General features: G+C 45.9%; 22 protein-coding genes. 17 read left to right on the top strand and 5 right to left on the bottom strand.

Annotated features, from left to right (window positions below):
* The first annotated feature begins 41 nt into the window (after positions 1 to 41).
* The 13 genes from NHB34_RS03990 to NHB34_RS03930 all read left to right on the top strand — a co-directional run bounded on the left by NHB34_RS03990 (position 42) and on the right by NHB34_RS03930 (position 11,858).
* Positions 42 to 1,226 (top strand): pyridoxal phosphate-dependent aminotransferase, encoded by a 1,185-nt coding sequence (locus NHB34_RS03990; RefSeq protein ID WP_353428534.1) that lies wholly within the window; start codon positions 42 to 44, stop codon positions 1,224 to 1,226.
* 64 nt (positions 1,227 to 1,290) lie between these two features.
* Positions 1,291 to 1,998, top strand: a complete 708-nt coding sequence (locus NHB34_RS03985) for a glutathione binding-like protein (protein WP_353428533.1) — start codon at positions 1,291 to 1,293, stop codon at positions 1,996 to 1,998.
* Position 1,999: 1 nt separating this feature from the next.
* Positions 2,000 to 2,854: a 3-hydroxybutyryl-CoA dehydrogenase gene (locus NHB34_RS03980; protein WP_353428345.1), complete on the top strand. Its 855-nt coding sequence runs from the start codon at positions 2,000 to 2,002 to the stop codon at positions 2,852 to 2,854.
* A gap of 36 nt (positions 2,855 to 2,890) precedes the next feature.
* Positions 2,891 to 3,376, top strand: coding sequence for a DUF3429 domain-containing protein (locus NHB34_RS03975; RefSeq protein WP_353428344.1), 486 nt, complete (start codon positions 2,891 to 2,893; stop codon positions 3,374 to 3,376).
* A 3-nt stretch (positions 3,377 to 3,379) separates the two neighbouring features.
* Positions 3,380 to 4,690, top strand: a complete 1,311-nt coding sequence (locus NHB34_RS03970) for a replication-associated recombination protein A (RefSeq protein WP_353428343.1) — start codon at positions 3,380 to 3,382, stop codon at positions 4,688 to 4,690.
* Between the two features lie 20 nt (positions 4,691 to 4,710).
* Positions 4,711 to 5,340, top strand: a complete 630-nt coding sequence (locus NHB34_RS03965; RefSeq protein WP_353428342.1) for a DsbA family protein — start codon at positions 4,711 to 4,713, stop codon at positions 5,338 to 5,340.
* Positions 5,341 to 5,448: 108 nt separating this feature from the next.
* On the top strand, positions 5,449 to 5,970 hold the full coding sequence (locus NHB34_RS03960) for a peptidylprolyl isomerase (protein WP_353428532.1): 522 nt from the start codon (positions 5,449 to 5,451) through the stop codon (positions 5,968 to 5,970).
* Between the two features lie 17 nt (positions 5,971 to 5,987).
* Positions 5,988 to 7,823 carry a bifunctional anthranilate synthase component I family protein/class IV aminotransferase gene (locus NHB34_RS03955; RefSeq protein ID WP_353428341.1) on the top strand — a complete coding sequence of 612 codons (1,836 nt, stop codon included), beginning with the start codon at positions 5,988 to 5,990 and terminating at the stop codon, positions 7,821 to 7,823.
* 8 nt (positions 7,824 to 7,831) lie between these two features.
* Positions 7,832 to 8,386 (top strand): NUDIX hydrolase, encoded by a 555-nt coding sequence (locus tag NHB34_RS03950; RefSeq protein WP_353428340.1) that lies wholly within the window; start codon positions 7,832 to 7,834, stop codon positions 8,384 to 8,386.
* A 21-nt stretch (positions 8,387 to 8,407) separates the two neighbouring features.
* On the top strand, positions 8,408 to 9,145 hold the full coding sequence (gene aat / locus NHB34_RS03945; RefSeq protein WP_353428339.1) for a leucyl/phenylalanyl-tRNA--protein transferase: 738 nt from the start codon (positions 8,408 to 8,410) through the stop codon (positions 9,143 to 9,145).
* Positions 9,142 to 9,888, top strand: a complete 747-nt coding sequence (locus NHB34_RS03940) for an arginyltransferase (RefSeq protein ID WP_353428338.1) — start codon at positions 9,142 to 9,144, stop codon at positions 9,886 to 9,888. Before aat ends, NHB34_RS03940 begins: the two co-directional genes overlap by 4 nt.
* 8 nt (positions 9,889 to 9,896) lie before the next feature.
* Positions 9,897 to 10,931 (top strand): quinone-dependent dihydroorotate dehydrogenase, encoded by a 1,035-nt coding sequence (locus tag NHB34_RS03935; RefSeq protein WP_353428337.1) that lies wholly within the window; start codon positions 9,897 to 9,899, stop codon positions 10,929 to 10,931.
* A gap of 102 nt (positions 10,932 to 11,033) precedes the next feature.
* Positions 11,034 to 11,858: an IclR family transcriptional regulator gene (locus tag NHB34_RS03930; protein WP_353428336.1), complete on the top strand. Its 825-nt coding sequence runs from the start codon at positions 11,034 to 11,036 to the stop codon at positions 11,856 to 11,858.
* A gap of 9 nt (positions 11,859 to 11,867) precedes the next feature.
* On the opposite strand, the gene NHB34_RS03925 is transcribed toward NHB34_RS03930, so the two are convergent.
* Positions 11,868 to 12,872, bottom strand: a complete 1,005-nt coding sequence (locus tag NHB34_RS03925) for a serine hydrolase (protein WP_353428335.1) — start codon at positions 12,870 to 12,872, stop codon at positions 11,868 to 11,870.
* A gap of 84 nt (positions 12,873 to 12,956) precedes the next feature.
* Complete coding sequence (locus tag NHB34_RS03920) at positions 12,957 to 13,904, bottom strand: DMT family transporter (RefSeq protein WP_353428334.1); 948 nt, start codon at positions 13,902 to 13,904, stop codon at positions 12,957 to 12,959.
* 155 nt (positions 13,905 to 14,059) lie between these two features.
* On the opposite strand from NHB34_RS03920, the gene NHB34_RS03915 reads away from it, so the two are divergent.
* The gene (locus NHB34_RS03915; protein WP_353428333.1) at positions 14,060 to 14,614 is read left to right on the top strand and encodes a phasin family protein; all 555 of its coding nucleotides are present in this window, start codon (positions 14,060 to 14,062) and stop codon (positions 14,612 to 14,614) included.
* 155 nt (positions 14,615 to 14,769) lie between these two features.
* Here the strand turns inward: NHB34_RS03915 and lpdA are convergent, their stop codons facing one another.
* The 3 genes from lpdA to aceE are packed head-to-tail and all read right to left on the bottom strand — an operon-like array spanning position 14,770 to position 20,894.
* Complete coding sequence (gene lpdA, locus NHB34_RS03910; RefSeq protein ID WP_353428332.1) at positions 14,770 to 16,557, bottom strand: dihydrolipoyl dehydrogenase; 1,788 nt, start codon at positions 16,555 to 16,557, stop codon at positions 14,770 to 14,772.
* Positions 16,558 to 16,566: 9 nt separating this feature from the next.
* Positions 16,567 to 18,183 (bottom strand): dihydrolipoyllysine-residue acetyltransferase, encoded by a 1,617-nt coding sequence (aceF, locus tag NHB34_RS03905; RefSeq protein ID WP_353428331.1) that lies wholly within the window; start codon positions 18,181 to 18,183, stop codon positions 16,567 to 16,569.
* 14 nt (positions 18,184 to 18,197) lie between these two features.
* Positions 18,198 to 20,894 (bottom strand): pyruvate dehydrogenase (acetyl-transferring), homodimeric type, encoded by a 2,697-nt coding sequence (gene aceE, locus NHB34_RS03900; protein WP_353428330.1) that lies wholly within the window; start codon positions 20,892 to 20,894, stop codon positions 18,198 to 18,200.
* 223 nt (positions 20,895 to 21,117) lie between these two features.
* Here aceE and NHB34_RS03895 point away from each other — a divergent pair, with 223 nt between their 5' ends.
* Genes NHB34_RS03895 through folD form a run of 3 tightly spaced genes read left to right on the top strand, consistent with a single transcriptional unit; the run spans position 21,118 to position 25,198 of the window.
* Complete coding sequence (locus NHB34_RS03895; protein WP_353428329.1) at positions 21,118 to 23,643, top strand: PAS domain S-box protein; 2,526 nt, start codon at positions 21,118 to 21,120, stop codon at positions 23,641 to 23,643.
* A 34-nt stretch (positions 23,644 to 23,677) separates the two neighbouring features.
* Positions 23,678 to 24,325, top strand: a complete 648-nt coding sequence (locus tag NHB34_RS03890; protein WP_353428328.1) for a response regulator transcription factor — start codon at positions 23,678 to 23,680, stop codon at positions 24,323 to 24,325.
* Positions 24,326 to 24,343: 18 nt separating this feature from the next.
* Entirely contained in the window at positions 24,344 to 25,198 is an 855-nt protein-coding gene (gene folD, locus NHB34_RS03885) for a bifunctional methylenetetrahydrofolate dehydrogenase/methenyltetrahydrofolate cyclohydrolase FolD (protein ID WP_353428327.1), read from the top strand.
* Positions 25,199 to 25,212 lie beyond the last annotated feature (14 nt).

Genomic DNA, 25,212 nt, shown 5'->3' with positions numbered 1-25,212 from the left:
GACCGCTTTTGGCTCGTTTTGACCAAATGAACTCCGCCCTTATGCCGCCCTCATTCCCGAGTCGCCTTCCCAGAGTGGGTACGACAATCTTTACGGTAATGTCTGCCCTGGCCACCGAACATCAAGCCATTAACTTGGGCCAAGGCTTTCCAGATTTTCCGTGTGATCGTAAATTGATTGCGGACGTCAATGCAGCGATGCTCGCTGATCACAATCAATACCCTCCGATGATTGGGGTTCCCAATTTACGTCATGGCATCGCAAACAAGATTCAACAACTCTATGGACATCAATACAACCCGGATTCTGAAATCACCATCACCGCAGGCGGCACACAAGGAATTCTGACTACTATTCTTGCGTGCGTTAGCCCTGGTGATGAGGTTGTCATTCTGGAGCCAGCATATGACAGCTACAGACCATCCATTGAATTAGCTGGCGGAAAAGTTATTGCGGTTGCTCTTGAGGCAATTCGCAATGGCAATGGAAAAGTAGCCTCCTATCAAATTCCATGGGAAGCGCTATCAAAGGCGATACATACCAATACTCGCTTGCTCATCATTAATACACCGCATAACCCAACAGGCATGGTCTGGCAAAAGTCTGACCTCGATCGCTTGGCAGACTTACTCAGAAACACTTCCACTTTGATCTTGAGTGATGAGGTTTACGAGCACATGGTCTATGACGGAGCGCATCATCATAGCGTTGCCTCTCACCCTGAGTTAGCTGCGCGCAGTTTTCTGATTTCTAGTTTTGGCAAAACCTATCATGTCACTGGCTGGAAAGTCGGTTATGTTGCTGCACCTACCTCGCTCAGCGCAGAGTTTCGTAAAGTGCATCAATTCAATGTGTTTACGGTAAACACACCAATGCAATTTGGTTTAGCCACTTACCTATCTGATGCATCGCATTACTTAAATCTGCCTACCTTTTATCAAACCAAGCGAGACTTTTTTAGAGCGGGGCTAGAAAAAACAGCATTCAAATTGTTGCCCACACCAGGAACGTACTTTCAATGTGTTGATTACACCGCGCTCGCGATTCCCGAGGCAAAACTCAATGAAGCAGATTTTTGCAAATGGCTAACCACTGAAATCGGCGTTGCTGCCATTCCAGTTTCTGCCTTTTATGAAAAACCTACGGAGTCAGGCGTCATTCGTTTTTGTTTTGCAAAGCAAGAACAAACGCTTTCCTCGGCTTTAGACCGCCTACAAAAACTTTAAATACTTTTAATACTCAATAACTATAGAGATTCTTATGGCAATCAAGAAAAGTAAAAATAGTAATGTGATTGATGTTTATAGCTGGCCAACTCCAAATGGCCACAAGGTCCACATCATGCTCGAAGAGTGTGGCTATAAATTGGGGCGCGACTGGATAGCCCATCCAATTGATATTGGTGCCGGAGACCAATTTGATAAAGCATTCTTGGAAATGAGCCCGAACAATAAAATCCCAGCCTTGGTTGATCCTCAGGGACCCGATGGCAAACCCATCAGCATCTTTGAGTCAGGCGCAATTTTGCTCTACCTTGCCGCCAAAACTGGCAAGTTTTTACCCAAAACCACCCGAGGCAAGTATAAGGTCTTACAGTGGTTGATGTTCCAAATGGGCGGTCTTGGACCAATGCTTGGTCAAAACCATCACTTCCGGCTTTACGCTCCTGAAAAAATTCAGTACGCCATCGATCGCTACACCAACGAGGCCAAACGACTTTATGGGGTTTTGGATAGCCAACTGAAAGATAATACGTATATTGCGGGCAAAACCTATTCGATTGCCGATATTGCGATTTTTCCTTGGACAAGGAATTGGAAGAATCAAGGCATCGATATCGATGCGTATCCGCATTTCAAGCACTGGTTTGAAATGATTGGTGAACGCCCCGCGGTTAAACGAGGATGCGAAGTATTAACAGCGTTACGCAAGCCTTTGCATGACGACAAAGCTAGAGAGCAGTTATTTGGTTCAACCCAGTATCAACGAAGGAAATAAGATGAAGATTCAGTCAATCGGCGTAATTGGTGCAGGCACCATGGGTAATGGCATTGCACAAGTGTGCGCTGTTGCAGGACTTGACGTTGTGATGGTGGATATCAATGAAGCTGCGGTTCAACGCGGTCTTGATCAAATTAGCAAGAGTTTAGATCGTCTCGTAAAAAAAGAAACACTTAGCGCAGAAGCGAAAGATGCCGCGCTCAAGCGCATCAAAGGAAGCACTTCTTATGCAGACTTCAAGGGTCTTGGATTAGTGATTGAAGCTGCCACAGAAAACCAAGCAATTAAGGAAAAAATTCTGAAGCAAGTCGATGAGATTGTCAGCAAAGACACCATCATCGCCACCAACACTTCATCACTCTCTATCACTAAACTTGCGGCGCTCGACTCTAACCCAGCACGCTTTATTGGTATGCACTTCTTTAATCCACCGCCCCTAATGGCGTTGGTTGAAGTGATTCGCGGATTACAAACCAGCGACGAAACTCATGCTGCCATTATTGAAATGGCTAAACGCGTTGGCAAGGAGCCGATTACCGTCAAAAACTCTCCAGGGTTTGTTGTAAATCGAATCTTGTTGCCGATGATTAATGAAGCTTTCTTCGTTTTGTCAGAGGGTTTAGCAAGTCCAGAAGATATCGATGCAGGCATGAAGCTGGGCTGCAATCAGCCTATCGGCCCTCTTGCTTTGGCAGATCTCATCGGCCTAGACACCTGTCTTGCAGTCATGGAAGTGTATTTTGAAAACTTTAGCGACTCAAAATATCGCCCTTGCCCACTCTTGCGCGAAATGGTCGCCGCCGGTTACCTTGGTCGCAAAACCGGACGCGGTGTTTACACATACGATAAATAATTTCTAACCCATACAACTCATAAAAAATAATCTGTCGTGAGTAATAACCCCTTACCTCCATTAGTTCTTAAACTTGGTTATGCAGGCTTAATTCCATTTGTTGGTTTAGCCTTGCTAGTACAACTTGCACCAACGCCCATTAACTACTTGAGCGCTGAATCGCTGGCTGGATATGGGGCAGTGATCACCTCATTTATGGGCGCATTGCATTGGGGCGCCAATTTACACAATTTAGGTAAAGCAACAACAGGCGATCGCTGGTTAGACCGAAATGCTTGGATCTGGGGCGTGATCCCTGCTTTAGTTGCTTGGGTAGCTTTACACATCTACATTCCAGTTGGCTTATTTATCATGGCCTCGACCTTGATCATTCAGCGCAACATTGATCAAAATACCTATCGTCTTTATTTTTCAGATGAAACTGCATGCGCAGCCTTTATGGCTATGCGCAATCGCTTAACGTATATTGCTGCCTTCTGCTTAGCTTGGGCGGCGGTTGTGATTCTGTTTATTCAAGCTTGATCAATGAGTGGTCTTTTTGATAGTGCACCTCCGCCCCCTTTAGCGGAAGCACTGCGCCCAAGATCCATCGATCAGGTCATTGGGCAGACTCACCTACTCTCTTCGAACAAACCGTTAAATCTGGCTTTTGCATCTGGCAAGCCTCACTCCATGATTTTATGGGGACCGCCAGGTGTAGGAAAAACAACCTTGGCTCGTTTATCCGCCAAAGCCTTTGATCGGGAGTTCATCGCCATCTCTGCAGTTCTAGCGGGAGTTAAGGAAATTCGGGAAGCGATTCAACAAGCAGAACAAACCTTAGCGCAATCTGGCAAACAAACAATTTTGTTTGTCGATGAAATTCATCGCTTTAACAAGAGCCAACAAGATGCACTCTTACCGCATGTGGAATCTGGTTTATTCACCTTCATCGGCGCCACTACTGAGAATCCCTCTTTTGAAGTGAACTCTGCACTACTCTCACGCGCACAGGTCTATGTCTTGAAATCTTTAAACAAGACAGAACTTAAGCAGTTATTTGAACGTGCACATCAGTATGCCATGCCAGAAGTTCAATTCGAAGCGGCGGCAATTGATACGCTTATTCACCATGCGGATGGTGATGCAAGAAGGCTGCTCAATTTGGTTGAGCAGGTTCTCAACGCTGTGCTTGCACTAGACTCCAATACCAAAATTGTTGATCAAGCCTTTATTGAAAATGCGCTTTCCACTCAGGCTAGACGATTTGATAAAGGTGGTGACCAGTTTTATGATCAGATCTCTGCACTACATAAATCTGTGAGAGGCTCTGATCCTGATGCCTCTCTGTACTGGTTATGTCGTATGTTAGATGGCGGAGTAGACCCTCGTTACTTGGCCCGTCGCATTATTCGTATGGCATGGGAAGATATTGGGCTTGCTGATCCACGTGCCATGCAACTGGCAAATGATGCGGCCCTGACCTACGAACGCCTTGGTTCACCCGAGGGAGAGCTAGCTCTTGGTCAAGCAGTGGTTTATCTTGCTGTAGCGGCAAAAAGCAATGCGAGCTACAAAGCGTTTAATGCCGCTCGTGCATTTGTAGCAAATGATCAATCTAAGCCTGTACCCAATCATTTACGTAATGCACCTACTAAGTTGATGAAAGAACTTGGTCACGGCAAGGAATATCGCTACGCCCATGATGAGCCTCACGCCTATGCTGCTGGTGAATCCTATCTACCCGAGGGTATGGCAGCACCCCATTGGTATGAACCGGTTGAGCGCGGACTTGAAAGTCAGATCAAGGAAAAGATGGCATTCTTGCGTCAGTTAGATGCCGAGCATCAAAAATAATATCGGGAACTAGATTAGAAATGTCTTCTAAATTGCCTGCGCGTTTTTATTACGACATTATTTCCCCGTTTGCCTATTTGTATATCAAGCAACGTAAACGTCTAGAGGAAAAGCTGGAGATCACTCCCGTGCCTATTTTATTGGGAGGCCTCTTTAGGGCTACTGACAATAAGGGGCCTGGCGAAATTGCAGCTAAACGTCCTCACACTTATCAGTTCTGCGTATGGCAGGCAGAAAAATTAGGGATCCCTTTTCACTTCCCAGATCACCATCCATTTATGACAGTTGCACCCCAACGTCTTTTGGTTCAAGAAAAGGCGAATTGGGCAATGGTGGAAAAAGCTTTTGACTACGTATGGCTAGAAGGAAAAGATCCTAATTTGTCTTGGCCTGACTTTTGTGCTTACCTAGGTTTATCTCTGGATACACCAAAACCAGATGATGCCTTGGTGAAAGCTCAGCTCATTGCCAATACTGAGCAGGCTAAAGCAGATGGTGCATTTGGTGTGCCTGCACTAGTCATAAATCAACGCTGTTTTTGGGGTGTAGATACGATGGACTGGGTACTGGACTACCTTTCTCGCCCAGACATGTTTGAAGAAGCGCCTTATGCAAAAGCGGGCAAGCTTCCCAATGGCTTAAGTCCCTAGGGCAATACAATACTTTATTCATACTAATTACATTATTTCGGTTGAGGAGCCTTTATGCGTAAGTTTTTTACCCTATTTGTTTTTGCTATTACCTGTTTTGCAACTCAAATGGCAATCGCTGGACCGAAGGTGGAGTTCAAAACCACTATGGGTAACTTTGTAGTGGAGTTAGATGATGTGAAGGCTCCCAAAACAACAGCTAATTTTTTGAATTATGTAAAAAGCGGTTTTTATAACGGCACGATCTTCCATCGAGTAATTGATGGCTTCATGATTCAAGGTGGCGGCTTTACGCCAGACCTTGTGCAAAAGCCAACTGATGCGCCAGTTGCTTCTGAGGCAAATAATGGATTAAAAAATAATACCTACACCATTGCCATGGCACGCACTTCTGATCCAGATTCAGCAACTGCTCAATTTTTTATCAACGTCAAAGATAATGAAGGCCTAAACTACCCAAATGCAATGGGTAACGGTTACACCGTATTTGGCAAAGTCATTTCTGGCACTCAAACCATTGACGCCATTCGCAAAGTGCCCACGATGGTTGCGCCAGCCCCACGCATTGGCAGAATGGCTGACGTACCCACCAAGCCAGTTGTCATTGAATCGGCCTCCATCATCAAGTAATTGATAGAGTGAGCGTCATGATTTTGCTCGATGACGCACAAAGCACGGCGGCAAATCCGTCAAGTCGAGTCTATAACGCGCCTTTGCAATATTGGCGCGTTCTTCCGAGTGGTAATCACGAAGTTGATCGTCAAGCAGTGGTCGACTGCTTGGAAGGAATCACTCTTGCATTAAGTGAAGGCAAACATATCGTTACCGCTCTGGCTTACGAACTAGGTCAATTAATTCATCATCTAAAGCAGGCTACTCCAAAATCACCAGAGATAGTAAATCCTCATCCGCTAATTGAGGCGTGGGCTTTTCAGGAATACCAAAAGTTTTCTAAAGAGCAAATGGATCACCATATTGCAACAGAATTAAAAGCACTTTCAAATGCCGAACAACTTGCAGGCGTAATGGATTTGCATGAATCAATAGATCAAGAGCATTTTTGTGATGACATCGCCAAGATCCAGGAATGGATTCGTAGTGGCGATACCTATCAAATCAACCATACCTATCGCATCACCGGCAAAGTCTATGGTGCACCGCTAGCCTTGTATAGCCAATTACGCAAGCGCCAACCTGGTAGATTTGGTGCCTACATCGCACAAGACAATCACTATTTACTCTCCCAATCGCCTGAGCTATTTATTGAGCGTCAAGGGAATACATTAAAAGCAATGCCCATGAAAGGCACTGCTAGTGCCCTGCTGGATACCCCAAGTTCTTTGTCCGACGATCCTAAGAATCGAGCAGAAAATTTAATGATTGTCGATCTATTGCGCAATGATTTAAGTCGTATTTGTTTGCCAAACACCGTTAAGGTGCCTCACTTATTTCAAGTGGCAAGACATGGTGATGTATTGCAGATGACCTCTACTGTTGAAGGGCAAATCAAACCGAATGTGAAGTTGCGTGACATTTTGAATGCCGTCTTCCCCTGCGGTTCAGTCACAGGCGCGCCCAAGAAACGTAGCATGGAAATTATTCAAGAACTTGAGCAGTCCGATCGGGGCTATTACTGCGGCGCTTTAGGGTGGCTTGATCCAAATGGCGATTTTGCCTTTAGCGTCCCCATTAGAACCGTTGAAATAGAGAAAGATTCTTTATCTCAGGCAATGAGCTTTACTCTCGGCGTTGGTGCCGGTATCACAATTGACTCCGATGCTGAGCAAGAGTGGCATGAATGTCGCATTAAATCAGCTTTCCTAACAGAACTTCCCAGCAATACTGGTCTATTTGAAACAATTGCCGTTCTCAATCAAGCGCCTCAACGACTTGAATCACACCTAAATCGAATGGAGCGCTCGGCACGCACGTTGCGGATCCCATTTAGCAAAGAGCAAGCTCATGCAGTTGTTGCAAAAGCATGCGCCACCCTCGAGCCACTCCCTTATATGCGCCTACGACTTGACCTCGCTGCCAACGGAGATTTAAGTACTCAATGCGCAGTCTTTGATCAGATCGATGAACCAGTCAAGATTTTTTGGGCAAAAGATATTTTGTCTGTGAACTGCGAAATGCACTCCAATAACCTCCTGCTGACCCACAAAATTAGTGCGCGTGGTTTATATGATGCCGCCTGGCAACAAGCAGTGAAATTAGGTGGTTTTGATGCCCTCTTTGTGAATGAACAAGGTCATGTGACTGAGGGTGGCAGAAGTAGCATTTTTATCAAATCTCACCATAGCGATGAATGGCTAACACCACCTTTATCTGCAGGAGTGTTACCTGGAGTCATGCGACAGGCTTTACTGAATGATCCCGCCTTTAATTCCCGCGAAGCTAACCTGACTATTCAGGAGGTATTGAATGCAAAAGAGATTATGCTTAGCAATGCCCTGCGAGGCTCTATCAAGGCCCATTTCTAGAAAGTACTATGAAGTATTGTCCAAACTGCGCAGCCACCATCACGGTAAAAATACCAGCCGATGATTCGCGGGAACGCCATGTGTGTGAAGCATGCGGAAGCATTCATTACCAGAACCCCAGAAATGTTGTTGGCAGCATTCCTGTTTATGGAGATAAAGTTTTACTTTGTCGTCGTGCTATTGAGCCTCGCCATGGTTATTGGACTTTACCGGCAGGCTTTATGGAATTAGGCGAAAGCACTAGCGCTGGTGCTGCTCGCGAAACACTTGAAGAAGCTGGTGCAGAAGTCGATATTGGGCCTTTGTATTCCTTGCTAAATGTTCCTCACGCCGAACAAGTGCATTTGTTCTATCTAGCGACCATGAAGACTCCAGATTTCTCAGCTGGTGAAGAAAGCTTAGAAGTGGCTTTATTTAATGAACATGAAATACCATGGGGTGAACTTGCCTTTCCGACAGTTAAACAAACCCTAGAATGGTTCTTTGCTGATCGTGCTGCTGGGATATTGTCTGGTGAGTTCCATGTGCGCAGTCGCGATGTCCTGCGTACCGAGAAAATCTAAATCAGCTGTACTGCTTAGCGCATGAGTCAAATTTGTTGGCTTGGACCCCAAGACTCCTTTCCTAACCCCCTACTGACTCCAGACCCAGACCCAAGCGTACCTGGTCTCATTGCCGTCAGTGAGCGCATTTATCCTGCACAACTACTTCAGGCATACCAACTGGGAATCTTTCCCTGGTACTCAGATGAACAACCAGTGTTGTGGTGGTCGCCTGACCCACGAATGGTACTTAAACCCAATGACTTTCACTGTAGCAACTCTTTGCAAAAATGCATTCGGCATTTTTATGAAGATGCTCAAGCTGAACTTCTTGTCGATGCCGATTTTGGCGCAGTCATTCGCGCATGCGCAACAAGTGCCCGCAAAGATCAAGATGGAACTTGGATTACCCATGAAATTATGGATGCTTACACCACCATTCATGAGCAGGGCTATGCTCATTCCCTAGCACTTGTAGAGCAAGGTGAAATCACTGGGGGTTTATATTGTGTTGCAATTGGCGGGATGGTTTATGGTGAATCGATGTTTAGTCGCAAACCCAATGCCTCTAAAATCGCCTTAGCTGCCCTTAGCGCTTGGTGCATAGAGAATCAAGTAGCAATGATTGATTGCCAACAAGAAACCAAGCATTTGCGCTCAATGGGTGCCAGACCTTTACCAAGACTAGAATTTTTACAGCAACTGCAAATTTCTTTAAATCAATCTAATATTGTTCCATCCTGGAAATTTAACAAGCAAATACTGACTCACTGGTTATGACGCGTTTAAAAGAACTACCCCTCACAACCATCCAGTTTTACGCGACTGCACCCTATCCTTGCAGTTATTTGCCAAATAAAACCGCACGCTCTCAAGTTGCCACACCATCGCATTTAATTCATGCAGATGTCTATAACGAACTGATTCATGCGGGCTTTCGTCGTAGCGGTCTTTACACCTATAGGCCCTATTGCGATTCTTGTAATGCTTGTATTGCTACACGTGTTTTAGTCAATCAATTCAATCCCAATCGCAGCCAACGTCGCGCCTGGAAAAAACACTCAGGTCTTCAAGCCTCTGTTTTGAATCTGGGCTATCAAGAAGAACACTATCAACTCTACCAGCGCTATCAAAATGATCGACATGCTGGCGGCGACATGGATAGTGATGACCAAGATCAGTACATGCAGTTCTTACTTCAAAGCAGAGTCAATTCTCGTATCGTTGAATTTAGGGATGGCCCCAATGACCCCCATCCCGGAAGATTGCGCATGGTCAGCATGATCGACATTCTGGAACACGGCATCTCCTCGGTATATACCTTTTACGACGCATCGGATCGTACAGCTAGCTTTGGCAGTTACAGCATCTTGTGGCAAATTGAGCAGGCTCGGATATTAAATCTACCCTATCTCTACCTTGGCTACTATATTCAGGAGAGCGAGAAGATGTCCTACAAAGCAAAATATCAGCCGATGGAAGGGCTGATTGAAGATCACTGGCAAAAGCTGACTAGTTCATAATATGCGCCATGATTGATCGCTACTCACTCTTACGCCCCTGGCTCTTTTGCTTAGACCCAGAACAAGCTCACAATCTCACACTCACCAATTTAGATCGTGCACAGCGTTGGGGTTTTTTAGATAAATTAGTCAGCAAACCAATTGCTGATCCTCAGCATGTTTGCGGTATCGAATTTCCAAACCCTGTTGGTTTAGCTGCAGGGCTAGACAAAGATGGAAAACACATCGATGCATTAGCAACTCTGGGTTTTGGTTTCCTAGAAATTGGTACTGTTACACCCCGCCCTCAGCCTGGCAACCCAAAGCCACGGATGTTTCGTTTGCCAGAAGCCCAGGCCATTATTAATCGCATGGGTTTTAATAATGATGGAGTTCAAGCCTGCGTTGCTAGAGTACGCCAATCTCAATTCTGGCAAAACGGTGGCATTCTTGGGCTCAATATTGGCAAAAATGCTAGCACCCCGATAGAAGATGCTGCTAGCGATTACGTACTCGGAATGGAATCTGTCTACGATATTGCAAGCTACATCACCGTAAATATCTCATCACCAAATACAACAAACCTGCGCGCTCTTCAGGGCGAAGACATGTTGCGAGATTTGTTACGTAATTTAGATGATGCAAGAAAGCGCTTAAGCGATCGCACCGGAATTCGCAAACCCTTATTTTTAAAGATTGCTCCCGACCTTGATCAGGGCGATATTCATCTCATTGCGGATTTGCTGATGGAGTTTGGCATGGACGCCGTGATCGCTACCAACACCACTATTTCACTCGATGCAGTACAAGACATCGAACACGGCAAAGAAGTTGGGGGCTTATCTGGAGCCCCGGTTCGCACCCCATCGAACATCGTCATTAAAGCCCTCAAAGCGAGACTTGGAGATCAACTCCCGATTATTGGTGTTGGTGGCATCCTATCTGGAGCTGACGCCAGAGAAAAAATCAGATCTGGGGCCAGTTTGGTGCAACTCTATAGCGGCCTCATTTACAGAGGTCCTGATCTTGTTAATGAATGCGCTAGAGCCCTAAGAAGCGCCTAAATTAGCATTTAAAGCCTCTAATTTAGCGATTTGGCTGCTGAAAATCAGCAGTTGTAGATTTCATAATATGCAATATGGCATGGAATCGCTACAATATGCCATATGAATACCAGCAAATCTGTCAAAGACTCTAAAAATACCGGGGAGGTTGCCAAAACAGCCATCCAGGTGGTTGAGCGCATGATGAATTTGCTAGATGCCTTAGCAGAGCATGAAGAATCCTGCAGCCTTAAAAACTTAGCGGAACAAACAGGCTTACACCCTTCAACCGCTCACCGCATCCTCAATGACATGGTTGCTTGCCGCTTAGTTGAGCGTGGCGATGGTGGCACTTATCGACTGGGGCTCAAGTTATTGGAATTAGGCAATCTCGTTAAAGCGAGATTATCAGTCCGCGAAGCCGCTCAAGGGCCGATGCGCACGCTCCACAAACTCACTGGGGAAACGGTAAATCTCTCGGTACGCCAGGGTGATGAAATTGTTTACGTCGATCGTGCATATAGCGAGCGCTCAGGCATGCAAGTTGTGCGAGCCATTGGTGGACGCGCACCCCTTCACCTCACTTCTGTAGGCAAACTCTTTTTAGCAAGTGATGATGCTAACCAGGTACGCGCATATGTCACTCGCACTGGACTATCTGGTCACACTCGCAATAGCATTACTGATTTAGCAAAACTAGAGTCTGAACTCAATCACGTACGCAGAGTAGGCAGTGCGCGCGATGATGAAGAGCTTGAACTTGGCGTGAGTTGTCTTGCGGCAGGGATATTAGATGACACTGGTAAATTAGTGGCTGGCTTGTCACTGAGCGCACCTACTGATCGTATTCAGGCAGACTGGCTCCGATCACTGCAAGATACTGCCCTGCAGATATCTAAAGGCATGGGGTACAAACCCAAATTAACTGAGACCGGTAGCCCAGCTTAATCTGCACCCTTACATCAAACGACGTATCGGTTGAGTGCCTGTTGGCATGCGCTCATACCAATCTCGCACACGCACCGCGTCAGCAAAACGTGATTGGGTTCCGACTGAGTCCAAGAAAACGAGTAAGAGTGGCGTGTTATTGACCCTAGCCTGCATCACTAAACATTTGCCAGCAGCATTAATAAAGCCCGTCTTTTGCAAACCAATATCCATGTCGCCAGAGCGCACTAAGCGGTTCGTATTTAAGAACTTTTGAGGACGCTTGGCAATCACCATCGTTAAATCTGGCCAAGTGGAATACTCTCTGATTAACTTATATTGATACGCTGCATTAACCATGCGCGTTAAATCTTCTGCAGTAGAAACGTTCTCGCTGAGCAAACCGGTTGGATCAGCAAAGTGCGAATGCTCCATTCCTAACTCTCTAGCTTTGCGGTTCATCGCATCCACAAAGGCAGGCACGCCGCCAGGATAGTTACGCGCTAAGGTATAAGCCGCACGGTTCTCAGAAGCCATTAACGCAAGATGCAGAGCATCTTCGCGAGTCATTGCTGTGCCTTCAGCTAAACGTGAACGACGATAAATATGTGCATCCTCTGGATTAATCACGATTGTTTCGTCTAATGGCAATCTAGAGTCCAAGACCACCATTGCCGTCATCAACTTGGTAATCGACGCTATGGGCAAACTCACATTTGGGTTTTTCTCGAAGTAAACCTCTTTGGTGTCTTGGTTAACAACCATGGCGACACTGGATTTCAAACTTAAATCATCATGCTGTCCACGTAGACCAAGCGCTGTGGCGAATGAAGGTGGACTAGCAACTTCTGGGGCATTCGCACGGGTCACGGTAACACGAACTGCTTTCGGTTTCTTTGGGGACTTCACCACAACTTTTGTGGACTTGGTTTGCTTCTCTTTATCCTTGCTGGCAGCAATACTTTGAGCAATATTCAATGCGCCAAAGGCAAAAACAAAAATTACAGCAAACAAGCAAGTTCGACTTAAGCGCATCCGAAAAAGACCCTCAAAAACTTTCAATATACGGAATGATAAATAATTTCTAAATGGACACCGAAATTATTCATTTATTGATACCTATTCAGCAATCGTAGCAACAGTATTATTCTGACGGGCATTTACTAGCACTACACCCGTCATGGTCAGGCACAACCCTAAAGCCATCATTAGGGTAAATGGTTCATCAAACAAGAGCCATGCCATCAAAGCAGTTGTTGGGGGCGTTAAATACAACAGGCTCGTGACTTTGGTAGCCGCACCCTTGCGGATCATCATGAATAACAAGCTGATTGATCCAATGGAAAGAGGGAAAATGGCCCACAGCAAAGCAGTAATCACTGGGGCATTCCAGACCATCACGCCACTCTCAAAGTAGTACATGCAAAAGAAGCAAAGAATGGCAGAAACTCCAAACTGAATAGACGAGCCTGCCCGTAAGTCGAAAACTGGGCAATACTTCTTTTGATAAAGCGTTCCAAATGTGATTGATAAAAGCGCTATGAACGCCAATACATAACTGACAAATGGAATGTGCGCAAAACCAATTTTTTCAGCAACCACTAAAGCAACCCCAGCAAATCCAAAACACAAGCCAATCCATTGGCGAGGCGTAACCTTCTCTGAGATCCAGGCTGCAAACCATGCCGTCAAGATCGGCTGCAAGCCAACAATGATTGCCACCAATCCTGCAGTCATACCAAGTCTGACTGCAAACCAAACCCCAAGCAAATAACCAAACTGCAACAAAATACCTGCAATCGCAATATGCTTGATCTGGGTCCAACTAGGCCATGTAATGCGCCAAACTAGACTGAGCGCTGCCATGGCGGCTAGCACCCCACTAAAACGCCAAAATAGAAAGGTTGCGGGTTCTACATAAGGCATGGCCAGACGCGCAATCACAAACCCGGTACTCCAAATCAATACAAAAATGGGTGCGATAAAACTGTCTAAGCCTAGCTTCATGGGTAACTTACTGAAATAATTGATTTTTTTAATTGAATCCCTCATTTTAGGCTTTTTCATAATGCCCTCGCCATCCGCAAAGGACCACTGGAATTAACCCATGAATGATGCGACGCAATATATAAGCCTTATAATTGTCCGTATAAGTTAGTTGATCCAATTAACCCCGAGGGTCATACTAAGAAAAGTAACTTACCCAAAGGAAAGGGTCCACGATGAACTTAACTCCAGAACAACTCGCAGCAGCGCAAAAAGCCAACTTAGAAACCTTAAGCGGCCTAACAAACCAAGCCCTACAAAGCATTGAAAGATTAGTCGAGCTGAATTTAGCAATTGCTAAACAAAGCTTGAGTGATAGCGTAAACAATGCCAAGAAGGCATTAGAGGTAAAAGACATTCAACAACTTCTTGCACATCAAGCGGAAACTGTTCAACCTATCGCTGAGAAAATTATTTCTTATAGCCGTCATCTTTATGAGTTGGCGCACGAAACACAAGATAGCTTTACTAAGTCAGCCGAAAAAGAATTTGCAGCGAATCAAAAGAAAATGAATGCGCTGGTTGAAGAGTGGACTAAGAATGCTCCTCCAGGTTCAGATGCTGCGGTACAAGCACTCAAGCAAGCGATTGCCTCCGCTAATAATGTCTATGAAACCAGCCAAAAGGCAGTGAAGCACGCTGTTGAGGTTGCTCAAACCAACATCAATACTGCAGTAGACGCGGTAAGTAAAAATGCTGGTTATGCAACTAAGACCTCAAAGAAAAAATAAATGCGGCACCAAGTAGTAAGCAATAAGTATTAAATATTCAGTTTTTAAGTATTCAGCATTAAAAAGACAAAGCCCCGATTGTGAATACACTCATTGGGGCTTTTTCTTTGTTGCTACAACCTCATCTTGCCAACAACTGGTCACATTAGATTACATTAGGCAGTTTTCTTTTTTACTGGTGGTAAGTCTGTACAGTGACCATGCGCTGCTTCTGCAGCCAAGCCAACAGATTCTCCTAGAGTAGGATGCGGGTGAATGGTCTTGCCAATATCGACAGCGTCAGCACCCATTTCAATAGCAAGGCATACCTCACCAATCAAATCTCCAGCATGCGTACCCACAATTCCACCACCTATGATGCGATGGGTATTGGCATCAAAAATCAGTTTTGCGAAACCCTCATCGCGACCGTTTGCAATCGCACGTCCGCTAGCCGCCCATGGGAATAAACCTTTTTCATATGCAATACCTTTGGCTTTGCACTGCTCCTCAGTAAGACCCGCCCATGCAACCTCTGGATCGGTATAGGCAACTGATGGAATTTGCTTGGCATCAAAGTAAGACTTTTCTCCTGCAGCAGCCTCAGCAGCAACATGCCCCTCATGAACAGCTTTGTGAGCTAGCATCGGCTGCCCTACTAAGTCACCAATCGCAAAAATATTTGCTACGTTGGTGCGCATCTGCTGATCCACTGGAATGAATCCGCGCTCATCCACTTGAACTCCCGCTTGATCGGCAGCAATTTTTTTACCATTTGGAGTACGCCCTACTGCAACCAATACCAAGTCATAAGTTTGTGCTTGAGCGGGGACATTCTCACCCTCGAATGTCACTTGAATGCCATCAGGCTTTACTTCGGCTTTTGCGGCACGAGTCTTAAGCATGATGTTTTCAAAGCGTCCTGCATTGAACTTTTCCCAAACTTTTTCTAGGTCTCGATCAGCGCCGGCCATGAGCCCATCCAGCATCTCGGCAATATCAATGCGTGTACCAAGCGTGCTATAAACCGTAGCCATTTCCAAACCAATAATGCCGCCGCCGATAACCAACATTCTTTTTGGAATGTTCTTTAACAACAAAGCTCCTGTGCTATCAACGATACGAGGATCTTCTGGCAAGAACGGCAATTTCACTGGTTGACTTCCAGCAGCGATGATTGCTTTCTGAAACCGCACGACCTCTTTTTGTCCTGTTAAGTCTTGACCAGATCCAGTGGTTAATTCGACTTCTACGTGATTGGCATCTAAAAACTTACCTAGACCACGCACCACCTTTACCTTGCGCGCCTTAGCCATACCAGCCAATCCACCTGTCAATTTTGCAATGACAGATTCTTTATATCCGCGTAATTGATCAATTTCAATTTTTGGTGCGCCAAATGTAATGCCATGCTTGGCCATTGATTTCACTTCATCCATCACGGCAGTTGTATGAAGCAATGCTTTTGATGGAATACAACCTACGTTTAAGCACACACCACCCAAGGTTGCATAACGCTCTACTAAAACCGTGTTCATTCCCAAGTCAGCACTTCGGAATGCAGCGCTATAACCGCCTGGACCTGCGCCAAGCACCAACATCTCGCACTCGTGATCAACCTTACCGTTGTACTGCCCTGCTTTTGGTGCTGGGGCGATAGCTGCTGGAGGTATTGCTGGGGTTGCTGGCTTAGGCGCTACTGGTGCAGGAGATGCAGCAGCCGCAGCACTAGCTTCGATTTCAGCGATCAAAGAACCCTTACTCACTTTATCGCCTAACTTCACGGCAATACTCGTAATAGTTCCAGCAGCATCTGCTGGAACTTCCATGGTTGCTTTATCCGACTCAAGAACCAATAGTGGCTGCTCTTTTTGAATTGTGTCGCCTACCTTTACCAATACTTCGATGACTGGCACATCTGAGTAATCACCAATATCTGGCACAAGAATTGTTTGCTTAGCCATAAGTCCCCCTTATAGCGAAGCACGACGGAAGTCGGCTAAGAGTTGAGCGATATACACATTAAATCGAGTTGCAAGAGCGCCATCAATCACGCGATGATCCGCAGAGAGAGATAGCGGGCAAATCAAGCGAGGTACAAATTGTTTGCCATCCCAAACAGGCTTCATGGCAGCTTTACTAACACCTAAAATAGCTACTTCAGGCGCGTTCACGATGGGTGAGAAATAAGTTCCGCCGATACCACCTAAAGACGAGATCGTAAAGCTGGCGCCTTGCATCTGATCTGGCTTTAACTTTCCTTCACGCGCCAATGCAGCTAACTCAGAAGTCTCTTTTGCCAACTCAAAGATACCTTTCTTATCCGCATCTTTAATGACTGGAACAACGAGACCAGTTGGCGTATCAGCAGCAAATCCAATATTGAAGTATTTCTTCAGAATTAAATCATCACCATCTAAGGAGCTATTAAATTCTGGATACTTCTTCAAGGCTGCCACAGCAGCTTTCATCAGGAATCCAAGCATCGTAATCTTGACGCCTTTTTTCTCATTCTCTTTGTTGGTCAGCACGCGGAATGCTTCAAGATCAGTAATGTCAGCATCCTCGTGATACGTTACCGCAGGAATCATTACCCAATTACGGCCTAAATTTGCGGCAGTAAGTTTCTTAATGCGATTCAATGGTTGACGTTCAATTTCACCAAACTTCGTGAAATCCACCTTAGGCCATGGAATCAAATTCAGACCGCCCAAGCTACCGCCACTTGCCACCGCAGATGAAGAGCCGGCGCCACCACCACTCATTGCCGCCTTCACAAAGGCTTGTACATCTTCTTGAGTGATGCGACCTTTAGGACCAGATCCCTTGACCTGTCCAATCGTGACACCAAGTTCGCGAGCAAACTTTCTAACTGAAGGGCTTGCATGACTAACAGCAGCATCTGCTGCAGGAGGAGCATTACTGATTGGTGGAGGCGCTGGCGCTCTTGCAATCGGAGGCTCAACCGCTTTAGTTGCTGGAGCTGCAGATACGGCTAGGCTTGCTACAGCAGGAGCAGAGGCTCCGCTTGATACACCATCCAAAATAACTACCACTGAGCCCTCAGACAGATTATCACCAACCTTAACCTTCACCTCTTTCACAACACCTGCATGAGACGATGGCACATCCATCGTCGCTTTGTCAGACTCTAGAACAACAATCGATTGCTCTTTTTCTACTTTGTCGCCCGCTTTTACTAAGACTTCAATCACAGGAACATCTTTGTAATCACCAATATCTGGCACTTTTACTTCGATCGGTGCACCACCTGAATTGACTGGAGCAGCTGAAGTGGCTGGAGCTGCAGGCGCACTAACTGCACTTACAGCAGGAGCGGTTGCTGCGGCGCCCTCTTCCAAAGTAATCACGACAGAACCTTCTGATAGGGTGTCGCCCACTTTGACTTTGACTTCCTTCACAACACCCGCATGTGAAGAAGGCACATCCATAGTCGCTTTATCGGATTCCAGAACAACAATTGATTGTTCTTTATCAATCTTGTCGCCCGCTTTTACGAGAACTTCGATGACAGGCACATCTTTATAGTCACCAATATCCGGTACTTTGATTTCGATTATTTGACTCATGAAATGATCTCGCCTTAAACCGTCATCGGGTTTGGTTTGTTAGTGTCGATGCCATACTTCTTAATAGCCTCAGCCAGTTTTTGACGATCAAGCTGACCAGAATCAACCAAAGATCTCAATGCGGTAATCACAACCCAGCGACGATCTACCTCAAAGAAGTCACGTAGCTTCTCGCGAGTATCTGAACGACCAAATCCATCGGTACCAAGCACCTCATAGCGACGACCCATATGCTGAATTGCTGGACGAATTTGTTCAGCGAACATGCGCACATAATCTGTAGCAGCAATAATTGGGCCCGTCGTATCTCTGAGACACTTCTCAACATGGGACAGCATTGGCGTAACAGTTGGGTTGAGTAAATTGGTGCGATGTGCAGCATTCCAATCACGGCCTAACTCCGTAAAGCTTGGGCAACCCCATAAATCAGATGCGATACCCCAATCTCTTTGCAGTATCTCAGCAGCCTCAATTACCTCACGGAAGATGGTGCCTGATCCTAAAAGTTGTACACGAAGTTTCGCTTTATCGTCACCAACAGACTTCAATTTGTACATGCCCTTAATAATGTCTCCTTCGACACCTTTGGGCATTGCTGGATGAGCGTAGTTTTCATTCATTAGCGTGACGTAGTAGTACACATCCTCTTGAGCCTCTAGCATGCGACGCATACCATCCTGAATCACTACTGCTAATTCAAAAGCAAAGGTTGGATCGTAGCTAATGCAGTTTGGCACTGCAGCGCTCCAAAGATGACTATGCCCATCTTCGTGTTGTAGTCCCTCGCCATTCAATGTAGTTCTACCAGCCGTACCGCCAAGCAAGAAACCGCGACTACGCATGTCACCTGCCGCCCAGGCTAAGTCGCCAATCCGCTGGAAACCAAACATGGAATAGAAAATATAGAACGGCAACATCGGAACACCGTGTGTTGAATACGACGTAGCAGCGGCAATCCAATCACACATACCACCAGCTTCATTGATGCCTTCTTGCAAAATTTGGCCGGACTTGTCCTCTTTATAGAACATCAATTGATCATGGTCTTCTGGTGTGTAGAGCTGTCCTAATTGGTTCCAAATACCTAATTGACGGAACATGCCTTCCATACCAAAGGTACGTGACTCGTCTGGAACAATCGGCACTACTCGTTTGCCAATGGTCTGATCACGCACAATCGTATTGAGCATGCGCACAAATGCCATCGTCGTTGAAATCTCGCGCCCTTCTGTTGTTGCTTCAAGCAAAGGAGCGAATGCATTCAAAGCTGGCACAGGCAAGCTCTCCGCCTTGGCTCGGCGCTGCGGTAGATAACCACCCAACTCTTGGCGGCGCGCCTTCATGTACTCGAGCTCTGGACTGCCTTCAGCAAATTTGACTAAAGGCATTTCAGGCAGATCCTCATCTTTGACTGGGATTTCGAAGCGATCTCTGAAACGACGTACGTCGTCATCATTCATCTTCTTCGCTTGGTGCGCAATATTCATTGCCTCACCAGAACCGCCCATGCCGTAACCCTTAATAGTATGTGCCAAGATTACTGTGGGTTGATCTTTGTGATTTACTGCTGCATGAAAGGCGGCATACACTTTGTGAGGATCGTGTCCGCCACGATTGAGTTGCCAGATTTCCTCATCGCTCCAATCGCTTACTAAAGCTTTGAGTTCAGGAGTATTAAATACTGTCTCACGGACATAGGCGCCATTTTTGGCCTTCATAGTTTGGTACTGACCGTCAACGATCTCGCCAAGACGTTGCATCAAGATACCCTTCTTATCGCGTGCAAAGAGCGCATCCCACTGACCGCCCCACACTACCTTGATTACATTCCAACCTGCACCACGAAACTCGCTCTCTAACTCCTGAATAATTTTTCCGTTACCACGTACCGGGCCATCCAAGCGTTGCAAGTTACAGTTAATGACAAAAATAAGGTTGTCTAACTTTTCACGTCCAGCCATACCAATGGCACCAAGAGATTCAGGCTCGTCTGTTTCACCATCGCCGAGGAATGCCCATACCTTGCGACCTTGCTCCTGAATAAAGCCGCGATCTCTTAAGTACTTCATAAAACGCGCTTGATAAATCGCCATAATGGGTCCAAGACCCATAGATACGGTTGGGAACTGCCAAAAATCTGGCATTAACCAAGGGTGCGGATAACTTGATATCCCTTTACCACCCACTTCTTGGCGGAAGTTATTGAGTTGATCATCACTTAAACGACCCAACATATAGGCACGTGCATAAACGCCTGGTGCTGAATGTCCCTGAACAAAAATTAAGTCGCCACCATGCTCTGCTGATGGTGCATGCCAAAAATGGTTGTAGCCCACATCATATAAAGTTGCCGCAGATTGAAATGAAGAAATATGGCCGCCAACATTGGTATCTTTATTGGCACGCAACACCATTGCCATTGCGTTCCAACGCGTATATGAACGGATGCGATGTTCTACATTTTGATCGCCAGGCAAACGAGCTTGATTCTCCACTGGAATCGTATTGATGTACGGAGTTTCCGCATGAAAGGGTTGATCTACCCCATTGACGCGTGCGTGAGAAATTTGCTGATCAATTAAATAAGCTGCACGCTCTGGTCCCTCGTTATGAATTACGCCATCGAGCGCCTGCAGCCATTCTTGAGTCTCAACAGGATCCGCATCCTGAGGATTTTGTTTACCTAAAACTTGATCTGGAACTGCAGCCATAACTCGTCTCCATTAGTTACTTGATTACTTCAGTTAATTCATTTTTAGTCATTCACTCTATAGGCAACATTCTAGGAAGGTATATGGGTGTTAACAAGCAATTTTCCACATAATGATAATATTTCTCATAATGTGGTATTTTGTTGCGATGCACAGATAATAGGCTTGGGTGGTCAAAAATGAATAATTAGACCCCCTCATCAGGCAAAATGAGCTTATATCTATGAAATCATCGGCATTAATTAGCTTATTTGTTAAGCCCTTTTTATGGCTCCGAAAAATACGGGGTCTAAAGCTGGTTTACACCCCTTTACTGGCTATTGTGCTGTTCACCATGGTGATGAGCGTCATCTTAGGAACGTTACATCTTCAAGAAAAAAATCAACAAGAATCCGCTCTATTTCGAGAACTTTCTTTTGCAAAACAGCGTATTCAATTGCGCTTTGCAAACAACACAGAAACGCTCAACTCGATTAATCGAGAAATTGCTGCCAGCGCTGAGGATGCGAAATTAAGACAGTTAGTTCGTGATCAAGCTGACGATTTGATTATGAATAATCATGAAATCGTCAAAATTATTTGGCTAGATGCTGAAAGCAAACCCATTTGGTCGGTACCAGTTAAGAACAATAAATCTGATTTCATTAGCAGAACCCAGGATGACAAGACTGCCAATGAGAATCTGGCAAGCACAATTGAATTAAGCAAAGCAACCAGCAGAGCCGCATTTAGCGCATTCATAACCTTGAGCTCGCCAACTGAAGAGCCCATAGCTAAAGAAAGGCGGACAGTGTTTTGGCAAGTCGTACCTAATATTATTGGTGGCCAGACGGTTGGCTTTTTAGCTGCCCTCTATACGGCTCAAGGCGTACTTGAAATCATTCCAGGAGAGCTGAAAGCCTACTATCGCTTCACCTTAATGACCGACAACGAGAGAGTGCTTGCTATCTCCTCTGATCGCAATACTCCAAAACGCGCGTTTAGTAATCAAACCAGTTTAGATATAGGGGTGCTCAGCCCCAATATGGTGTTGCGTATTGACACCTACCCCCCTCCCACCAATCTAACATTTCGGATGCTGATTGGTGTAGTGATTGGTCTTTCTGCATTCGTGATCTGGAGCCTCTGGTCTGTATTGAAACAAATGCAAGTGAGGCAAGAAGCGGAAGCAAATCTACGCACCGAAACCAGTTTTCGTAGTGCCATGGAAAACTCTACGCCTGTAGGTATTCGTGCACACGATATGGAAAAGCGCATCACCTACGTCAATCGTGCTTTTTGTGAAATGACTGGATGGGACGCCAAAGAACTCATTGGGCTTGAGCCCCCATTCCCCTTCTGGCCTGATAGCCGCAGGGACGAACTGGTCGATAAAATGAATCGAGCACTTCATTCTGATATCAACAGCGGTTTAAAGAAAGGCATTGAAGGCGCCATTCTCAGAAAAGATGGCTCTTTAATTCAAACGAGAACTTTTATTGCCCCACTCATTAACGAGCGCGGTAAACAAACAGGTTGGGTCACCTCATTGATTGACATCTCTGAGCCTAAAAAGATTCGAGAAGAGCTGGCAGCTTCGCAAGAGCGCTTTACAACCGTTTTAGAAGGTTTAGATGCTGCGGTTTCTGTTGTCTCATTAGAAACAGATGAACTTCTCTTTGCGAATCGCTTCTACCGCGAGAACTTTGGTAACGACTCTAAAGGTCACTTCCAACTAGCGCATCAAGAGAACCGCATTGATACTTTGCACAATATTGCGCAAGATCTACAAGATTACATACGTGATGGCATCCCTACTTCATACCTCTATCAAGAGTCTGAGTCTGAAGATGTTCAACTAAGTGATGGCAGCAATAAATGGTATGAAGTGCGCCGTCGCTTTATACCCTGGGTTGATGGACATCTTGCACAACTTCTCATTGCAACAGACATTACTTTGCGTAAAGAAGCTGAGGATCTGGCACGACAGCAAGAAGAGCGCATGCAATTTACCAGTCGTTTAACCACCATGGGTGAAATGGCTTCTTCACTAGCGCACGAACTCAATCAACCTTTATCCGCAATCTCGAACTATTGCATGGGCGTCGCCAAGAGATTGGAGGGCAGTCTTGATCCAACCATCAATAAAGAGATTTTGCCCGCGCTAGAAAAAGCATCTGAGCAAGCACATCGCGCTGGCACGATCATTCAGCGAATTCGGGGATTTGTAAAGCGCAGTGAACCGCAACGCAAATTTATTGCTATCAACGAAATCATTAATGATGCCGTGGGACTAGTTGAAATTGAGGCACACCGTCATCGCTTGACGATCAACTCAAGCATCGCCGAAGATCTTCCCGAGGTCAACGTCGACCCCGTTCTGATCTTGCAAGTTCTGGTCAATCTTCTAAAAAATGGCTTAGATAGCTCCAGAGAGGCTTATCCCCTTTCTTCTCGTTGGTCGGCCCCACCAGTCTCGATTAGCGCTGATTTGGATACCAGTATTTTTCCAGCCATGCTGCGCATTCAGGTCAAGGACGGGGGCGCCGGAATTCCCGAATCGGTCTCACAACGCATGTTTGAGCCCTTTTTTAGTACAAAATCTGATGGAATGGGCATGGGGCTCAATATTTGCCGTTCAATTATCGAGTCCCACCATGGTCGACTATGGGCCGTTAATTCCATGGATGCCGAACATACCAAGCTTGTCGGCTGCACCTTTACAATATTGCTACCCCTAGAATCCCCCGATACTAGTGGAAATGTATAACTGCCGTACTACTGATTTATTTGTGAGACCCGTTATGAACTTAAGCGCCAACACTAAACCCAACCAGGCTGAAGTTGTCTATGTCGTCGATGATGATGAAGCCGTTCGTGATTCTCTAACATGGCTATTAGAGAGCAATGGTTATGTGGTTCGCTGCCATGCGAGTGCAGAACGTTTCTTGCAATCACTGCAAAGTACTGATAAGTCCACCATCTCTTGCGCCATTCTTGATGTGCGTATGCCTGGTATGTCTGGTCTTGAATTACAAGAGCGCTTAATTAGCGAAAATCTACCAATGCCTGTTGCATTCATTACTGGTCATGGCGATGTTTCCATGGCGGTATCGACAATGAAACGAGGTGCAGTTGATTTCATTGAAAAACCATTTAAAGAAAACGATCTGTGTGGACTTGTTGATCGCATGTTGGCAAAAGCACGCGTGGACTATTCACAAGCTAGCCAACGCAAAATTACTCAGAGCTTGCTCAGTAAACTGACTGGTCGTGAGCGTCAAGTGCTAGAACGTATTGTTGCTGGCCGTTTGAATAAACAGATTGCCGATGATCTTGGCATCTCTATCAAAACAGTTGAAGCCCACCGCGCCAACATTATGGAAAAGCTTAACGTCAACACCGTAGCTGATCTATTGCGTCTTGCGCTCTCTGACCCACAACCCAATTAATTTTTAGTTCGACTCGTAATGCCGGCCCAACTACTCGACGGAAACGCACTCTCCAAAAAACTTCGCACTGAAATTGCTGCCCGCGGCGCCATTGTCACTGCCAAAGGTGTGCGCCCTGGTCTAGCGGTCATTGTTGTTGGTGATAATCCTGCTAGCCAAGTCTATGTCCGCAATAAAGTGAAAGCCTGTGAAGATGTGGGCTTTCATTCAGTGCTTGAGCGCTATTCAGCCGATCTCGGCGAACAAGAGTTGTTGGCGCGCATCGCAACGCTCAATGCCGACCCTGCTATTCATGGCATCTTGGTACAACTGCCTCTGCCAGAGCATATTGCCGCTGAACGCGTACTAGAAGCAATCGCACCTGAAAAAGATGTGGACGGCTTTCACGTTGCTAATGCAGGCGCGCTCATGGTGGGGCAACCAGAATTTAAGCCTTGCACACCATACGGTTGCATGAAAATTTTAGAAAGTATTGACTACCCTATTCGGGGGACTCGCGCTGTCATCGTTGGCGCATCGAATATTGTCGGCAAGCCAATGGCCATGCTATTACTTCAGGCAGGCGCTACCGTTACGATTTGCAATAGCAAAACGCGCGATCTCGCTCACCACACTCAAGACGCCGATATTCTTGTCGTTGCCACTGGTAAACCAAAAATGATTTCTGGTGACATGGTTAAGAATGGCGCAGTAGTAATTGACGTTGGCATTAATCGCCTTCCAGATGGTAAGCTCTGTGGCGATGTTGATTTCGATGCGGCTAAATATAGAGCAGGTTGGATTACCCCTGTTCCCGGTGGTGTCGGCCCCATGACAATCACTATGCTCTTAATGAACACTTTAGAAGCAGCAGAAAAAGCAGCAAAGCCTTAGATCCGTTAAGCTAG

Source organism: Polynucleobacter sp. MWH-UH19D (assembly GCF_040409795.1).
Taxonomy (GTDB): Bacteria; Pseudomonadota; Gammaproteobacteria; order Burkholderiales; family Burkholderiaceae; genus Polynucleobacter.
Note: the sequence above shows the minus strand (reverse complement) of the source record. Positions and strands in the feature narration are given on the sequence as shown.

What these genes read in the sequence shown, in the direction of transcription:
- NHB34_RS03935 (WP_353428337.1), top strand. Translation starts at nt 9,897, where the DNA reads ATGATTGATCGCTACTCACTCTTACGCCCCTGGCTCTTTTGCTTAGAC.
- aat (WP_353428339.1), top strand. Translation starts at nt 8,408, where the DNA reads ATGAGTCAAATTTGTTGGCTTGGACCCCAAGACTCCTTTCCTAACCCC.
- NHB34_RS03950 (WP_353428340.1), top strand. Translation starts at nt 7,832, where the DNA reads ATGAAGTATTGTCCAAACTGCGCAGCCACCATCACGGTAAAAATACCA.
- NHB34_RS03930 (WP_353428336.1), top strand. Translation starts at nt 11,034, where the DNA reads ATGAATACCAGCAAATCTGTCAAAGACTCTAAAAATACCGGGGAGGTT.
- NHB34_RS03980 (WP_353428345.1), top strand. Translation starts at nt 2,000, where the DNA reads ATGAAGATTCAGTCAATCGGCGTAATTGGTGCAGGCACCATGGGTAAT.
- NHB34_RS03890 (WP_353428328.1), top strand. Translation starts at nt 23,678, where the DNA reads ATGAACTTAAGCGCCAACACTAAACCCAACCAGGCTGAAGTTGTCTAT.
- aceF (WP_353428331.1), bottom strand. Translation starts at nt 18,183, where the DNA reads ATGAGTCAAATAATCGAAATCAAAGTACCGGATATTGGTGACTATAAA.
- NHB34_RS03920 (WP_353428334.1), bottom strand. Translation starts at nt 13,904, where the DNA reads ATGAAAAAGCCTAAAATGAGGGATTCAATTAAAAAAATCAATTATTTC.
- NHB34_RS03955 (WP_353428341.1), top strand. Translation starts at nt 5,988, where the DNA reads ATGATTTTGCTCGATGACGCACAAAGCACGGCGGCAAATCCGTCAAGT.
- NHB34_RS03990 (WP_353428534.1), top strand. Translation starts at nt 42, where the DNA reads ATGCCGCCCTCATTCCCGAGTCGCCTTCCCAGAGTGGGTACGACAATC.
- NHB34_RS03970 (WP_353428343.1), top strand. Translation starts at nt 3,380, where the DNA reads ATGAGTGGTCTTTTTGATAGTGCACCTCCGCCCCCTTTAGCGGAAGCA.
- NHB34_RS03925 (WP_353428335.1), bottom strand. Translation starts at nt 12,872, where the DNA reads ATGCGCTTAAGTCGAACTTGCTTGTTTGCTGTAATTTTTGTTTTTGCC.
- lpdA (WP_353428332.1), bottom strand. Translation starts at nt 16,557, where the DNA reads ATGGCTAAGCAAACAATTCTTGTGCCAGATATTGGTGATTACTCAGAT.
- folD (WP_353428327.1), top strand. Translation starts at nt 24,344, where the DNA reads ATGCCGGCCCAACTACTCGACGGAAACGCACTCTCCAAAAAACTTCGC.
- aceE (WP_353428330.1), bottom strand. Translation starts at nt 20,894, where the DNA reads ATGGCTGCAGTTCCAGATCAAGTTTTAGGTAAACAAAATCCTCAGGAT.
- NHB34_RS03960 (WP_353428532.1), top strand. Translation starts at nt 5,449, where the DNA reads ATGGCAATCGCTGGACCGAAGGTGGAGTTCAAAACCACTATGGGTAAC.
- NHB34_RS03915 (WP_353428333.1), top strand. Translation starts at nt 14,060, where the DNA reads ATGAACTTAACTCCAGAACAACTCGCAGCAGCGCAAAAAGCCAACTTA.
- NHB34_RS03965 (WP_353428342.1), top strand. Translation starts at nt 4,711, where the DNA reads ATGTCTTCTAAATTGCCTGCGCGTTTTTATTACGACATTATTTCCCCG.
- NHB34_RS03895 (WP_353428329.1), top strand. Translation starts at nt 21,118, where the DNA reads ATGAAATCATCGGCATTAATTAGCTTATTTGTTAAGCCCTTTTTATGG.
- NHB34_RS03940 (WP_353428338.1), top strand. Translation starts at nt 9,142, where the DNA reads ATGACGCGTTTAAAAGAACTACCCCTCACAACCATCCAGTTTTACGCG.